Below are 15,114 nucleotides of genomic sequence, written 5' to 3'. Positions count from 1 at the left end.
CATGTTCTTACGTCATGAAGATTTTGCCACCGTAGTGCGTTCCACACCGCTCATCTCCATCGATTTGATCGTAGAAAACGCGCGGGGGGAATTTCTGCTGGGTAAACGTCTGAACCGGCCGGCGCAAGGCTTTTGGTTTGTCCCCGGGGGGAGGGTACAAAAAGATGAGCCGCTGCATGTGGCTTTCGAGCGCCTGACGCTAACAGAGTTAGGTCTGCGTTTACCACTGTCCGCAGGTAAGTTTTATGGTGTCTGGCAGCACCTTTATGACGATAACTTCTCCGGGGAGGAATTTTCCACCCATTATGTCGTGCTCAGTTTTCGTATCTGCTTGCAGGAAAACGACCTGCAGTTGCCGAATGCGCAGCACAACACCTGGATGTGGTTAACACCGCAGGCGCTTCTGGCGAACAGCGATGTGCATGATAACAGCCGCGCCTATTTTCAAATCGGGAAGACTGATGTTGTTGGTTTAGACAAAAAGGGAATCAATTATGTCTAATGTGCCGCTAATACCTGTAATTATGGCTGGAGGCACGGGTAGTCGTTTATGGCCACTATCGCGTGCGCTTTATCCAAAACAATTTTTACAACTTTCTGGTGACAATTCTTTACTACAAACGACCTTGCTAAGATTATCTACGCTTTCCTGTAAGGCTCCTTTGGTCATAACGAATGAACAGCATAGATTTGTAGTTGCAGAGCAATTGCGGCAGATTAATCAACTTAATAATAATATTATACTTGAGCCATGTGGGAGAAACACTGCACCTGCAATCGCCCTTTCCGCGTTTTCAGCACTTAAGCGGAATGAACAAGAAGACCCATTATTATTAGTGCTCGCAGCAGATCATATTATAAAAAAAGAAGATGTTTTTTGTAACGTCATTCAAAAAGCAATGTCAATAGCTGACGCAGGAAATATTGTAACCTTCGGGATAATTCCCGAATATGCTGAAACAGGTTACGGTTATATCGAGCGTGGTCAGTCTCTAATTCAAAATACAACTTCATGCGACACCATATTTTATCATGTTAATAAATTCGCGGAAAAACCAAATCGTCAAGTAGCAGAGAAGTATGTCGCATCTGGAAAATACTTTTGGAATAGCGGAATGTTTATGTTTAAAGCCTCTGTATATTTGGATGAATTAAAAAAGTATCGCCCAGATATTTACACAGCTTGTGAACAAGTAATGTCGTCATCTTTTCATGATTTAGACTTTATCCGTTTGTCTAAGAATATGTTTAAAGAATGTCCTGCAGAATCTATCGATTTTGCAGTAATGGAAAAAACAGATCGTTGCATTGTGGCTCCTATTGATATCGGCTGGAGTGATGTTGGTTCCTGGCAATCGTTATGGGATATTAGTGAGAAGACACAAACAGGTGATGTCTGCAAAGGGGATATACTCACTTACGGTACAAAAAACAATTACATTTATTCTGATTCGGCATTGGTTGCTGCCGTAGGAATAGAGGATATTGTGATTGTACAAACGAAGGATGCAATTCTAGTCTCAAAAAAATCTGAAGTGCAGGATGTAAAAAAAATTGTTGATATGCTCAAATCCCAGAAACGCTCAGAGCATATCACTCATCGAGAAGTATTTCGCCCTTGGGGCAAATTTGATGCTATAGATCAAGGCGATAGATACAAAGTCAAAAAAATTGTAGTGAAGCCTGGCGAAGGTCTTTCATTGCGTATGCACCACCACCGCTCAGAGCACTGGATTGTTCTTTCAGGTACGGCAAAAGTAACTTTAAATAATACAACAAAATTATTAACTGCTAATGAGTCAATTTACATCCCTCTGGGGGCGACCTATAGCTTGGAGAATCCTGGACTCATACCCTTAAATCTTATAGAAGTAAGCTCTGGGGATTATCTTGGTGAAGACGATATCGTACGGCAGAAAGAACGTTATAGAAAAGATGATTAACTTATGCAGAGATTAACCTGTTTTAAAGCCTACGATATTCGCGGCAAGCTGGGTGAAGAGCTGAATGAAGATATCGCATGGCGTATTGGACGCGCGTATGGCGAATACCTGAAACCGAAAACCATTGTACTGGGCGGCGACGTGCGTTTGACCAGCGAAGCTCTGAAACTGGCACTGGCAAAAGGATTGCAGGATGCGGGGGTTGACGTGCTGGACATTGGAATGTCGGGCACCGAAGAGATTTACTTTGCTACCTTCCACCTTGGCGTGGATGGTGGCATTGAAGTGACCGCCAGCCACAACCCGATGGACTACAATGGCATGAAGCTGGTGCGCGAGGGTGCGCGCCCCATCAGCGGCGATAACGGCCTGCGCGACGTGCAGCGTCTAGCAGAAGTCAATGACTTCCCACCAGTGAATGAGATGAAGCGCGGTAGTTATAAGCGAATTACTCTGCGCGATGCTTATATCGACCATCTGCTGGGTTACATCAACGTCAAAAACCTTAACCCATTGAAACTGGTGATTAACTCAGGCAATGGCGCGGCTGGTCCGGTGGTGGATTCCATTGAAGCCCGCTTTAAAACTCTGGGTGTACCGGTCACGTTCATTAAAGTACACAACACCCCGAACGGAAACTTCCCGAATGGTATTCCTAACCCTCTGTTGCCGGAGTGTCGTGATGATACCCGCAATGCGGTGATTAAACATGGAGCAGATATGGGGATTGCCTTTGACGGCGATTTCGACCGCTGCTTTCTGTTTGATGAAAAAGGCCAGTTTATCGAGGGCTACTACATCGTCGGCCTGCTGGCGGAAGTGTTTCTGGAAAAACACCCGGGGGAGAAAATCATCCACGATCCGCGCCTATACTGGAACACCGTTGATGTGGTCACCGCTGTAGGCGGCACACCGATAATGTCAAAAACTGGTCACGCCTTTATCAAAGAACGCATGCGCCATGAAGACGCCATCTACGGCGGGGAAATGAGCGCTCATCACTACTTCCGTGACTTTGCTTACTGCGACAGCGGGATGATCCCATGGCTGCTGGTGGCGGAACTGATATGCCTTAAGGGTAAGTCGCTGAGTGGGCTGGTATGCGACCGAATAGCGGCATTCCCTGCTAGCGGGGAAATCAACAGCAAGCTGGCGGAGCCGGCGGCGGCGATTGATCGCGTGGAACAATACTTTGCTGGCGAGGCACTGGCGGTGGACAGAACCGACGGTATCAGTATGTCGTTTGCGGACTGGCGCTTCAATCTTCGCTCCTCCAACACCGAACCAGTAGTGCGTTTGAATGTAGAATCACGCGGAGGCAAAAAAATCATGCTTGAGAAAAAAGATCTAATTATCAGTATATTAAAAGAAAAATAATTTAGAAATTATCCATATCTTAATAACATTAGTATCATTTGAAATGCTGAAAATACTCTTTAGTGCATCTTTTTTTAAGATAATAGTGATTTTTTTGAATTTAATTATCCCTGCAATAGTTATAAGATTTTACTCTGCATATGATTTTGGTATTTATTCATATTTTTTAGCATACGCGATTGTAGTATCTATTTTGCAAAATGGGATGACTGCTAGTTTTCGAAATGTGATTTCAAATCTTCCAGAGAAAGAAATTCTTTACTATTTACTATTTACTGTCAAAAAAATATCACGTCCTATTATTTTGACAATGATTTTGGTCGGTGGAGCCACAATTTTAATTGTTGGATATAATTCCATTTATGCAAAAATAATAATTTTTATATTGTCATCCTTAGTGAATTTATTTTATCCTTTGGTGTCTTCATATTTTGATACAAAGGGCTCTACGGTAAAATTTGTTTTATATGAGATTCTGTTTTCCATACTATCATTACTGGTGGTGTATATATTAAGTTTCCTTGGGTTAGGGATTTTTTTAATTTGTATTATCACTGTAAATTATCGAGGGGTGTATGCTATATCAATACTAATTTATAACGCTGTTAAGTTATATAAAACAAGGGAAAAATCGGTAAACTGTGGTAATTATATTATATTTGGGTTTAATGATATCCTTTTTTCTGCAATTCAAATAGTAAATGTTCTTAACTCATTGCTATTTATGAACATGCTTGCTCGACACTATGGCATCATTGCTTTTGGTATTTTTTCATTATATTACAGGTTTGTTTCTTTTCCGCAACAAATTGTTGGTTTTTCATCATCGTTAATTTGGATTAAGTTTAGGCAAGTATATTTTTCTAATATTGAAACGTCTCGAAGTTTTATTAAAAAATTATTTTCTTCATTTATTATTTCATTGATGCTTTGGGCTATCTTAGTCCATTTTTCAATGGATAAAGTAATTCAGATTTACTCATCAAAGGATTTGGTATATCCAGGACATTTAGCCTTATTAAATGTAATGATTTGCCTTATCTTGTTTAAAGACTTTTCAAGTATAATTTTAAATGCATTGAATATCTATAAGATTCAGTTGATTTTAAATTTTATATTACTATTATTAAATTTTTATTTTTGGAATCTAGTTGATACAACATCATTTGACTCTCTATATATAATTGCGATATCTGCTCTGAATTTTATATGTGTAATAATGAATTTATATCTAATTAAAAAAAAGGTTTTCAATAAATGTTAATAAATATTTTATATATTTGTACCGGTGAGTATAGGAATTTTTTTGATAAGTTTTATGATTCATGTGAGAAACATTTTATTCCAAAGTGGAATAAAAAATATTATGTTTTTACAGATAGCGAAGATTTTTATTTTAAAAAATATCCAAATGTTGTAGTAATATACATTGAAAAAAATTGCTGGCCACTTAATACGTTACTCAGATTCTCTTATTTTTCAAAAATTATTTCAGATTTAGAACCTGATACCTATACCTTTTTCTTTAATGCAAATGCGTTGATTGTTAAAGATGTATCATTAGATATTTTTCGTGATGCCAAATTAGTAGGAGTTGAGCACCCTGGGTATAAAAATAAATTATCAATATTTTATCCCTGGGAGAGAAGAAGAAAGTCCTCTTGTTATTTAAGCCACATAAAAACTGGTACGTATTTTCAAGGGTGTTTTAATGGTGGTCGAACTAATTATTTTTGCGAATTAATTAATTATTGCAATACAATGACAATTAATGATCTTAAAAGAAACATTATAGCAAAGGTTCATGATGAGTCATATCTGAATTATTATTTCCATTTAAACGAGCCTATGTGTCTTTCCGAATTATATGCTTGGCCTGAAAAATATGGTGATAATCCTGAAGCTATAATTATTATGCGTGATAAGGAAAGGGAAAATTGGTATGCAAACCTCAAACATTAAAGTGAATTCTAAAATTGCTATTTTTATTGCATACATACTTGTTCTCCTAAATATAATTTCAATTTTAACATTTAATATTTTTGATAATAATTATAACGTTAGTTTTTCAATACTAGCCACGGTTACTATTATTTCTTGCCTTTTTGTAATCTTTTATGAAAGAAAAACCGGATTTATAAATCCAATTTCGTTTTTTATTATCTCAATGTTTTTCTTTATATTGGTTAGGCCAGTTTTTTATTCATGGAATATATCGACTGAATTGGATAAGGTTATTACAGCAGGTTTTAAACCAGATAAAGACTATGTTTTTTTTTCCTTTTTTATAATAAACATATCCTTGGTGTTGACATTATTATTCTATTTTATCTGCAAGCCATTAAGTTATTCTATAGCGAAATACGTACCTAGCGTATATTTTTACAATAAACATCTATGTGGTTTTTTTTTAATTTTAGGAATATTTTTTACTGGTATTTTTCTAATAAAATCTTATTATAAATTTATTTTGCTGGGAGAGGTTTCAGTCTTTGAAGCAGAAAAATATGGGTTACATGATGGGCTTTATTGGTTTGTGCTTGCAAAATATTCATATATAGTTTCTTTATTGTTGTCGAAGAATAAGAATTTTATCTTATACTCTTTTTTAATATTTATTGCATCTATAGGTTATATCTTAGTTGGATTGCGGGGATATACTATTGCATATTTTTTTTTATTATTGTTTTTTTTTGATTTTAAATACACATTAAAAATAAAACATTTGCTATGCATAGTTATTTTAATAACCACAGCATCATCATTTATTTTAAACTATAGAATAGGCATTGAGGTAAATAAAGGTTTTCTTGAGATGATCTTTAATCCAATGTTGCAGCAAGGTGCGTCTTTCGAAACAGTTTATGGCGCTTTAAAATATAAAGAAAGCTTAACAGCATGTATTTCATATTTCGATTATTTTTTTTCTAATAAAGATATAGGCTCTTGTATTGATAATGTTAGAGGTGTTTATTTTTCTGAGGGTGGAAGTTTTGCAACAAGTTTTTATAGTGAGATGATTTTTTTTGGTGTTATTTTTGGGGGAGGGATATTATTTCTCTTTTCATTTGTATTGTCTTTCGTGCAAGTATGTTATGATCAGACTATAAATAGTTCTGGATCTTCGTCTTATTCGTTTAAGCTAATTTTATTTCTATCGATCCCCAATTTAATATATTTTGCAAGATCTTCCATTTTTGATTTTATTATAAAAGTGATAATGGTTGTTTGCTTTATATATCTACTATTATTTTTTAAAAAATGTTTAACCATATGGAATAATAGCATTTGATTTTAAAGGAGGAAAAATGATATCGGTTGTTATGGCAGTAAATAGATACGATAAACATGTCGATTTATCAATACAAAGTATTTTACAGCAAACTTTCCAGTCGTTTGAGTTAATAATTGTAGCGAACGGTTCAAACCACATTGAAATAACTAATAAATTAAATTTCCTGTGTAAAATGGATAGTAGGATTAAGGTTCATTTTTCTCCAATAGGGCAATTAGCATTTGCACTAAATTATGCAATTTCAAAAAGCAGTTATGATATTATTGCAAGAATGGACTCTGATGATATTTCTGTGCCAGAAAGACTTGAAAAACAGTTTGCATATCTTGAGAAAAATCAACTCGACTTAGTTGGTTCGGCAATCAATTTGATTGATGATAATGATAACTTCTTGAGAAAAAGATTATATCCTCATAAAGATAAAATAAAAAAACAGTTACCATTTAAAAATTGTTTCGCTCATCCATCTTTAATGTTCAGAAAAGATTTTTTTTTAAAATTTAGAGGTTATAATGGTGGATTCAATTCGGAAGATTATGATCTTTGGTTAAGAATGCAAGAAGCCAATCCTAGCTGGGACAATATGGACGAAGCTTTATTAAATTATCGGATACACTCAAACTCGACACAAAAATCAAAACTTGCTTATTATGAATGTGCAGGTTATTCGCTACGAGAATTCTTGAAAAATAAAAAACTTAGCAATTTCATTGCGTGTGTTTATCATTTTGCTAAAGCATTGTTCAAATAAAAAGGTGAGATAGTGTATAGTTGTTTATCTGGCGGTTTGGGAAACCAAATGTTCCAATATGCTGCTGCTTACATTCTTAAGCAATACAGACCTGAGGTAGAATTAGTACTTGATGATAGTTACTACCATTATCAACCTAAAATTGATACTCCCAGAAACTTAGAACTAAATCAATTTAACATTGTATATGACAGGTTCACCTCTGTTGAAGAAAAGAAAAAAATTAATTCATTAAGGAATTTTAAAAAAATTCCACTTCCTGCTAATATATCAAACTTTATTGCTCTTTCGTTGTTTAATAAATATGTTTTGTCCGACGATTTGCTTTACTACCCACAGTTAGCTAACAAGCTTGAAAAAGCATGTTTATTTTCATTTTATCAAGATTCAACTTTACTCAATAAATATCGAGAATTGATTCTCCCATTGTTTGATATTCGTGATGATCTTCTTTTATTATGTAAAAATTTAAATGTTTATAAATTAATTGTTGGGCAAGATAATATTACAGCGTTGCATATCCGTCGTGGTGATTATGTGACTAATTCCCACGCCGCAAAATTCCATGGCACACTAAGTATGGATTATTATAATAAAGCCATGGATTATATTGAACAAAAAAAAAGCAAACAATTATTTGTTGTTTTTTCAGATGATGTACAATGGGCTTTAGAAACTTTTTCTAACCGTGAAAATTGTTATGTTGTTAATAACCAAGAGTGTGAATTTAGTGTAATAGATATGTATTTGATGTCATTGTGTAATAATATTATTATAGCTAATAGTACGTACAGTTGGTGGGGAGCCTGGCTAAATAAGTCTGAAGATCAAGTAGTTATTGCTCCTCAGCAATGGTTTGCTAATAACAATAAAACAACATTGAAAAATGAAGACTGGGTTTATATTTAATTATTTCTTGGATTCGTCTAAATAAGAGTTCCTAATAGTAGATCACTTAAAGGGGAGTTAGTCTGATTTTTACGATTTGATTAATGACTAAAAATCACAAGTCACCAAATAGACGGTCATGATTCCATAGTGCTGAGTTAACATATTAAGTGCAATCGGCGGGATATTAAAAGGCGTGAGTCAACTGTGGTACATTTCATGGTTCTCACACCTGAAATCATGGTCTGATATGCATAAACAAACCAGACACTACCGACAGTTAACTTCCGAGAAAAGATATCAACTTCAAGTCCTGTATAACAAGGATTTTCCACAATATCAGATCGCTCAATCGTTTGATGTACATTCCAGCACGATTTCACGTGAGCTGAAACTGAAACGGAATGCAAACAATCATCAATATTGTGCAAAGTCTGCTGAAATATTGAAGAATAGTCGAAAAAAACGGCTTTTAAGTGTAAAAAGTACCCTCCCAGCATGAGAATATCTTGTCTGAGGGATTATCAATGGGTTGGTCGCCAGAGAATATTCACTACCGAATGCGTCTGGAGTATCCGAAGATAGCCCTTAGCCACAGCACGCTTTATCGGCGTATCCATAAAGGTCATGACGCCGGTGGTTCGCTTCACAAGCGGTTACCTCGCTTTGGTAAAACGCACTGGAAAGTGCGGGGAGCGTAAGGCTGACCAGAGCCACATCCGCGGGTGGATATCAGTCAACGTCCTGCTATTGCGGATAAACGTGCTCGCCTCGGCGATTTTGAAGGGGACACGATATACGGTCAGAATGCCTATCTGGTCACGCGGGTTGATCGGAAAAGTCGATTATTGTTAATGGCAAAAACACGGGATAGAACGGCAGAAACGGTATCCAACGTTGTGAGTACATTGTTAAATCGTGTTTCGTCGGTTCACACGGTTACACTGGATAACGGTGACTAATTCGCCCGGCATAAAAAGGTCTGTCAATCAACGAAGGCTCAAATCTACGTTGCCTGACCTTATGCCAGTTATCAGCGAGGAGCGAATGAAAATACCAATGGTTTAATTCGACGTCAACGGCCTAAAGGAACGGCTTTTGGTTCGCTCACTCAGGGCGGGATATCACATTTTTCACATGGTTATTATGGATAAAAATCACTCTTTTTGAGTTTCATAAATATACAATGCAGATGCTAAAACCTATCAATAAAATCGTATTGAATGTGTAGAATTATCAGTATTTATACAATGATTGATTTTTGCACAAAGTAGAATTCCGTCCTATTCACTCACAGAGCAAGATGTCGATGTCAGTGAGTTGGAATTAAGATTAAATATGACACCAAGAAAGGTTTTAAATGGATTAACCCCCATCGAAGCCTATACGGGGCGTATGTTGCACTTATTGTGTTAATCCAGCATCCTTTTCATGTCCTTTAATATCTTCTGCTTTGTGGCAATAACTAAAACTCACATCAATTTTAGCCGTATCTCACCAATAATAAAAAGGGAGTAGCTTATAAAAATATCTAATTATTGGAATAATTACCTAATTATGAAGGAAAGATACCGAATAATTTTTTAAAGAAATATGTGCACGTCTAATTACAGAATAACAATATTGCAACCATTATTCCCGAGCTACTATGAAGAAAATAGTTTTTATTATTACAAAGTCAGAAGTTGGTGGAGCCCAAATGTGGGTTTATGAAATAAAAAAAATGTTAGAAAAGGAATACGAGTTTTATCTTATTACGTCAGATTATGGCTGGCTTACCGATAAGTTTGAAGAAAAAAACGTTTTCATTATCCCAAATATAGCAAAATTATACAAACCATTCACTTTTATATCTATTGCAAAAATTTTGAGAAAATTATCTGCTGATACGGTCATATCTAGTTCAGCAAACGCAGGGATTTATGCTAGACTGTCAAAATTACTATATTCACATAAAAGCATATATGTCTCACATGGGTGGTCATGTATATATAATGGAGGAAAGTTTAAAAAAATATTTTGTTTTGTGGAAAAATATTTATCATATATGACTGATAAAATACTCTGTGTTTCTAAAAGCGATGTAGATAAAGCAATTGACACGATAAGAATAAAACCTAATAAAATAACAAAAATAACTAATTCGATATTTCCAAAGAGCTTAAAAGAAAACATTAACGAAATAAAGAGAATAATCTTCGTCGGAAGGTTAACTTACCCCAAAAGGCCAGAGTTAATTATAAATGTAGCCTCTAAGATCCCCAACATAACGCTATATATTGTTGGGGATGGTGATTACCTTTTTTCATTGAAGCAGCAATATAAAAATTCGGAAAATATTTTTTTCACTGGGGAAATTGCTGATTTTGATGATTATAAAAATTTTGATATATTTGTTTTATGCTCTGATAGCGAAGGCTTACCTATGTCCGCTATTGAAGCAGGTTCAGCCGGTTTACCCTTACTGCTTAGTAATGTTGGTGGTTGTCACGAATTAATCTTTGATCAAGAAACACCTAATGGCATTCTTTTTGAAAATAACCAAGAATCGTTAGAATACTCTTTACATAAAATTCTTGACAATTACAATCTGTTTTTTGACTCAGCACAAAACAAAAAACACTTATTCGACATATCCAATAATAAAGATGCTTATATTAATTTTTTTGAAAAATAAAGCCATAAGGTATATATTATGCTCGCAATAGTTGGTGGTTCTGGTTTTATAGGAAGCCGTCTTTCTAAAATATTAATTGAAACAAACATTCCTTTTAAAATAATTGACATAAAAAAAAGTAACAAATTTCCAAGATGTTGGGAATACGGCGATGTTACAAAACCAGAAACATTATTAAAACCACTAGAAAACTCTTCCATAATAATAAATTTAGCTGCTGAACATAAAGACAATATTAACCCAATTAGTCTTTATTACGATGTAAATGTACAAGGAGCAAAAAATGTCTGTGATATTGCAGAACAATTAAACATTAAACATATTGTTTTCACCTCATCTGTCGCAGTCTATGGCTTCGTAGAAAAAGAAACTGCTGAAGATGGCTCTTTCAATGCTTTTAACGATTATGGGAAATCGAAATTAGAAGCTGAGCACATATACGATGCTTGGCAAGCAAAAGAAACAGATAGAACATTAGTAACCATTCGTCCAACCGTTGTCTTTGGTGAAAATAATAGAGGCAATGTCTATAACCTATTCAAGCAAATAGCTTCTGGGCGTTTCTTAATGATTGGTTCAGGTAATAACAAAAAGTCGATGGCATATGTTGAGAATGTTGCGACCTTCTTAAAATTCTCAACAACTTTTGATTCAGGACGACATGTTTTCAACTATGTAGATAAACCTGATTTTACTATGAATGAATTAACAGATGTCATCTGTAATTCATTAGGAAAAAAGAAATCTAATATTCGAATTCCATATACAATTGGGATATTAGGTGGTTATTGTTTCGATATTTTGTCTAAGGTAACAAAAAAAGAATTTCCAATAAGTAGTATTAGAGTTAAAAAATTCTGTGCCCGTACACAATTTAAATCTGATTCCATAGCTCAAACAGGTTTTATACCTCCAGTCACGCTCGAACAAGGTATTGCTAACACAGTACGAACTGAATTTAAACACCTATAATTCATTTGATTCCCCATTTTTAGTTTTTCCATTTTGGAATTCAAACTAGCAATCATAACTCCCTTAATTGGGAGACAACCATGCTAAACATCGTCCTATTCGAACCAGAAATCCCGCCTAACACAGGCAACATTATCCGCCTCTGCGCCAACACTGGCTGCCAGCTTCATCTTATTCAACCTTTAGGTTTCACATGGGATGACAAGCGCCTGCGTCGCGCAGGATTGGATTACCATGAGTTTGCCAATATCAAGCAGCACCATGACTACAATGCATTCTTGGAAAGTGAGAGGCTCAGCTCAGTCAATTCACAATCTCCGTCTGGCGCACGTCTGTTTGCTTTAACGACAAAAGGCACACCAGCGCACAGTAATGTAAGTTATCGTGATGGTGATTATTTGATGTTTGGCCCAGAAACTCGTGGGTTGCCATCTTATGTGCTGGATAATATGCCACCTGAACAGAAGATCAGAATTCCGATGCTGCCGGATAGCCGGAGCATGAATTTATCCAATTCTGTTTCTGTGGTTGTATTTGAAGCGTGGCGGCAACTGGGTTATCCAGGAGCGTTATTGCGGGATTAAATTGATAATAATTAACCACATTCAGCGCCTAACCCGCGCTGAATGTTCTACTTAGTGACTATAAGAAGAAAACAGAATTTCAAATCCCATCCCCATTCTCAAATCCATTATTGGCACCATTAAAATGCTGATCCATATCCAGTGATGGTTTATCACTCTCCGGTTTTCCAACAACCCTGGCCGGCACACCTGCTACGGTGGTATGAGGTGGAACGGGTCTTAATACAACCGAACCTGCCCCAATTTTAGCACCGCGGCCAATTTCAATATTCCCTAGGATCTTCGAACCCGCACCAATCATTACTCCTTCACGCACTTTAGGGTGACGATCGCCCCCCGCTTTACCGGTACCACCAAGTGTTACAGATTGCAGAATAGAAACATCATTTTCCACCACCGCTGTTTCACCAATGACGATACCCGTTGCATGGTCAAGCATGATGCCACAGCCAATTTTTGCAGCAGGATGAATATCTACGCCAAATGAAACTGAAATCTGGTTTTGCAGGTAAATCGCCAATGCCTGGCGATCTTGCTTCCACAGCCAGTGGGCGATGCGGTAAGCCTGTAGTGCGTGGAAACCTTTAAGATACAGCAGAGGTGTTGAGTATTTGTCTACTGCAGGGTCTCGCAGCCGAACAGCTTTGATATCACGTGCTGCCGATTCAATCATGTGTGGGTCACTGCAATACGCGCTTTCAACAACTTCCCTGACCTCAATGGGAGGCATAATCGGTGTAGCCAGCTTATTTGCCAGCATATAGCTCAGAGCACTACCCAGATTTTGATGCTTGAGTAGTGTCGCGTGAAAAAAACTGGCTAATAACGGCTCGCAATCTGCCAGCGCTTTTGCCTCGCTTTTTATATTTTTCCAGACTTCGTTCAGCTCTTCTCGCGACATAATCTGTGTTCTCATTTTTTTAGATTGATACCCGTCGCCTTTCAAGTTACAGCTTTATTGGCTCACTCGCCCCAGTCACCATTTTTATAAATATACGGCTATCTATTGTGCTCTTGGGGATTGATAAAAGGCTCTTGCCTCTCGACCTCTGGCCAGCATTTTGCTGGGCAAATGCGTTTCCGACGAATTTGTCATTCCTTTACCGCTGCCCTACAACTTGAAATTCATAGGGTAGATCCGTCACCCTCATCTCTTGTAGCTCTTCCCAATAATGCTTGGGCCGCCTCAATCACATTTTTATTGCAGTACAGTATCTGGTAGATCTGTTCTGTGATAGGCATTTCAACACTCACACTTTCTGCCAGCGCCCTGACTTCTTTGGTGTTGCGATATCCTTCAACAACTTGCCCGATTTCACGCTGAGCGTCATCAACATTGATACCTTGTCCCAGCATCATACCAAAGCGACGGTTACGGGATTGATTATCTGTGCACGTCAGCACTAAGTCACCCAGCCCAGCCATTCCCATGAATGTAGACGGATCTGCGCCCAACGCCACGCCGAGACGGCTCATCTCAGCCAACCCGCGGGTAATCAGCGCCGTACGGGCATTCGCCCCGAACCCCATACCATCAGAGATCCCCGCACCGATTGCAATAACATTTTTTATTGCTCCGCCAAGCTGCACTCCAATGAAATCTGGGTTTTTATATACCCGAAAGCTTTTGCCACAATGGAAAAGTTGCTGAAGCTCCTCAGCAAACTCAGGAGTTGTCGCAGAAACAGCTATCGCGGTCGGTAAACCTGCTGCCAGCTCTTTAGCAAACGTCGGGCCAGAAACTACCGCCAAGGGGATTTCATTACCTAATATCTCACGAGCCACATCTTGTAATAGGCGACCAGTCTCTGCTTCAAGCCCTTTTGTAGCCCAAACAATGCGGCTATCATGTTGTAAATGCGGCTGTATTTTCTGTAAAACGTCACCAAAAACATGGCTTGGAACGACAATCAGAATATTGCGGCTTGCTGAAACAGCATTCTCCAGATCAGCCTCAAGCCGTAAACTATCAGGAAAAGAAACATCCGGCAAAAATGCCTGATTACAACGCGCCTGCTGCAAGGAATCTATGTGCTCTGGATTATGTCCCCAAAGAACAACGTCATATCCATTGCGGGCCAAAGTAATCGCTAAAGCGGTGCCGTATGAACCGGCACCGATTACTGTCATAGAAGCAGTATTCATTAGGCTTCCTGTGCAGCCTCATTAGGCTGAGACTCAGCCTGCTGTTGCAGGTAGTTCATGAACAAAGCATCAAAGTTAACGGGTGCCAGGTTCAGTTGTGGGAAAGTACCACGGCCTACCAGGCTGGTGATGCATTCACGGGCATATGGGAACAGGATGTTCGGGCAGTATGCACCTAAGCAATGTGCCAGCTGGGTTCCTTCAATCCCGTCAATGGAGAAAATACCCGCCTGCTGAACTTCACACAAAAATGCGGTTTCTTCTCCTAATGCTGCGGTTACAGTAACACGCAGAACAACTTCATAAACGCCCTGAGCCAGCTCATTGGATGCCGTATCCAGATCCAATTTCACTTCCGGCTGCCATTCCTGTTGGAAAATCTGTGGGGCTTTTGGTGCTTCAAAAGAAACGTCTTTCGTGTAAATACGTTGGATCTGGAAAGCCATTTCTGGGGTGTTTTGTTCTGACATAATAATATTTAC

Annotated in this window: 17 protein-coding genes; 14 read left to right on the top strand and 3 right to left on the bottom strand. The window is 37.5% G+C overall.

Annotation, left to right across the window (positions count from 1 at the left end; genetic code table 11):
- Position 1 precedes the first annotated feature (1 nt).
- From FE392_RS03580 to trmL, 14 genes are all read left to right on the top strand, one after another.
- Complete coding sequence (locus FE392_RS03580) at positions 2 to 502, top strand: GDP-mannose mannosyl hydrolase (protein WP_319928854.1); 501 nt, start codon at positions 2 to 4, stop codon at positions 500 to 502.
- Positions 495 to 1,943: a mannose-1-phosphate guanylyltransferase/mannose-6-phosphate isomerase gene (locus FE392_RS03575; RefSeq protein ID WP_319928853.1), complete on the top strand. Its 1,449-nt coding sequence runs from the start codon at positions 495 to 497 to the stop codon at positions 1,941 to 1,943. Before FE392_RS03580 ends, FE392_RS03575 begins: the two co-directional genes overlap by 8 nt.
- A gap of 3 nt (positions 1,944 to 1,946) precedes the next feature.
- Positions 1,947 to 3,320, top strand: coding sequence for a colanic acid biosynthesis phosphomannomutase CpsG (gene cpsG, locus FE392_RS03570; RefSeq protein ID WP_319928852.1), 1,374 nt, complete (start codon positions 1,947 to 1,949; stop codon positions 3,318 to 3,320).
- Positions 3,321 to 3,405: 85 nt separating this feature from the next.
- On the top strand, positions 3,406 to 4,584 hold the full coding sequence (locus FE392_RS03565; protein WP_319928911.1) for a polysaccharide biosynthesis protein: 1,179 nt from the start codon (positions 3,406 to 3,408) through the stop codon (positions 4,582 to 4,584).
- Positions 4,578 to 5,282, top strand: coding sequence for a family 6 glucosyltransferase (locus tag FE392_RS03560; protein WP_319928851.1), 705 nt, complete (start codon positions 4,578 to 4,580; stop codon positions 5,280 to 5,282). The genes FE392_RS03565 and FE392_RS03560 overlap by 7 nt, the downstream gene beginning before the upstream one ends.
- Positions 5,263 to 6,612 carry a hypothetical protein gene (locus FE392_RS03555; RefSeq protein WP_319928850.1) on the top strand — a complete coding sequence of 450 codons (1,350 nt, stop codon included), beginning with the start codon at positions 5,263 to 5,265 and terminating at the stop codon, positions 6,610 to 6,612. The genes FE392_RS03560 and FE392_RS03555 overlap by 20 nt, the downstream gene beginning before the upstream one ends.
- A 16-nt stretch (positions 6,613 to 6,628) precedes the next feature.
- Entirely contained in the window at positions 6,629 to 7,366 is a 738-nt protein-coding gene (locus tag FE392_RS03550; RefSeq protein ID WP_319928849.1) for a glycosyltransferase, read from the top strand.
- A 12-nt stretch (positions 7,367 to 7,378) separates the two neighbouring features.
- A complete protein-coding gene (locus tag FE392_RS03545; RefSeq protein WP_319928848.1) occupies positions 7,379 to 8,275 on the top strand; it encodes an alpha-1,2-fucosyltransferase in 897 nt (298 codons plus the stop codon).
- A 229-nt stretch (positions 8,276 to 8,504) separates the two neighbouring features.
- Positions 8,505 to 8,756: a helix-turn-helix domain-containing protein gene (locus FE392_RS21250; protein ID WP_369292868.1), complete on the top strand. Its 252-nt coding sequence runs from the start codon at positions 8,505 to 8,507 to the stop codon at positions 8,754 to 8,756.
- 7 nt (positions 8,757 to 8,763) lie between these two features.
- Positions 8,764 to 8,955: a hypothetical protein gene (locus FE392_RS03540; protein ID WP_319928847.1), complete on the top strand. Its 192-nt coding sequence runs from the start codon at positions 8,764 to 8,766 to the stop codon at positions 8,953 to 8,955.
- A 24-nt stretch (positions 8,956 to 8,979) separates the two neighbouring features.
- Positions 8,980 to 9,216 carry a hypothetical protein gene (locus FE392_RS03535; RefSeq protein WP_319928846.1) on the top strand — a complete coding sequence of 79 codons (237 nt, stop codon included), beginning with the start codon at positions 8,980 to 8,982 and terminating at the stop codon, positions 9,214 to 9,216.
- Positions 9,217 to 9,902: 686 nt separating this feature from the next.
- Entirely contained in the window at positions 9,903 to 10,931 is a 1,029-nt protein-coding gene (locus FE392_RS03530) for a glycosyltransferase (RefSeq protein WP_319928845.1), read from the top strand.
- Between the two features lie 18 nt (positions 10,932 to 10,949).
- Positions 10,950 to 11,903, top strand: a complete 954-nt coding sequence (locus FE392_RS03525) for an NAD-dependent epimerase/dehydratase family protein (RefSeq protein WP_319928844.1) — start codon at positions 10,950 to 10,952, stop codon at positions 11,901 to 11,903.
- 80 nt (positions 11,904 to 11,983) lie between these two features.
- Entirely contained in the window at positions 11,984 to 12,487 is a 504-nt protein-coding gene (gene trmL / locus FE392_RS03520; protein ID WP_319928843.1) for a tRNA (uridine(34)/cytosine(34)/5-carboxymethylaminomethyluridine(34)-2'-O)-methyltransferase TrmL, read from the top strand.
- 79 nt (positions 12,488 to 12,566) lie between these two features.
- On the opposite strand, the gene cysE is transcribed toward trmL, so the two are convergent.
- The 3 genes from cysE to secB form a co-directional block, all read right to left on the bottom strand.
- A complete protein-coding gene (gene cysE, locus FE392_RS03515) occupies positions 12,567 to 13,388 on the bottom strand; it encodes a serine O-acetyltransferase (protein WP_319928842.1) in 822 nt (273 codons plus the stop codon).
- 224 nt (positions 13,389 to 13,612) lie between these two features.
- Positions 13,613 to 14,632, bottom strand: a complete 1,020-nt coding sequence (gpsA, locus tag FE392_RS03510) for an NAD(P)H-dependent glycerol-3-phosphate dehydrogenase (protein ID WP_319928841.1) — start codon at positions 14,630 to 14,632, stop codon at positions 13,613 to 13,615.
- Positions 14,632 to 15,102 (bottom strand): protein-export chaperone SecB, encoded by a 471-nt coding sequence (gene secB, locus FE392_RS03505; RefSeq protein ID WP_319928840.1) that lies wholly within the window; start codon positions 15,100 to 15,102, stop codon positions 14,632 to 14,634. Before secB ends, gpsA begins: the two co-directional genes overlap by 1 nt.
- Between the last annotated feature and the right edge of the window lie 12 nt (positions 15,103 to 15,114).

The organism is Xenorhabdus santafensis, from assembly GCF_033949405.1.
In the GTDB taxonomy this organism is placed as follows: domain Bacteria; phylum Pseudomonadota; class Gammaproteobacteria; order Enterobacterales; family Enterobacteriaceae; genus Xenorhabdus; species Xenorhabdus santafensis.
The sequence above is the reverse complement of the archived record's forward strand: the minus strand, read 5'-3'. Positions and strand labels throughout refer to the sequence as shown.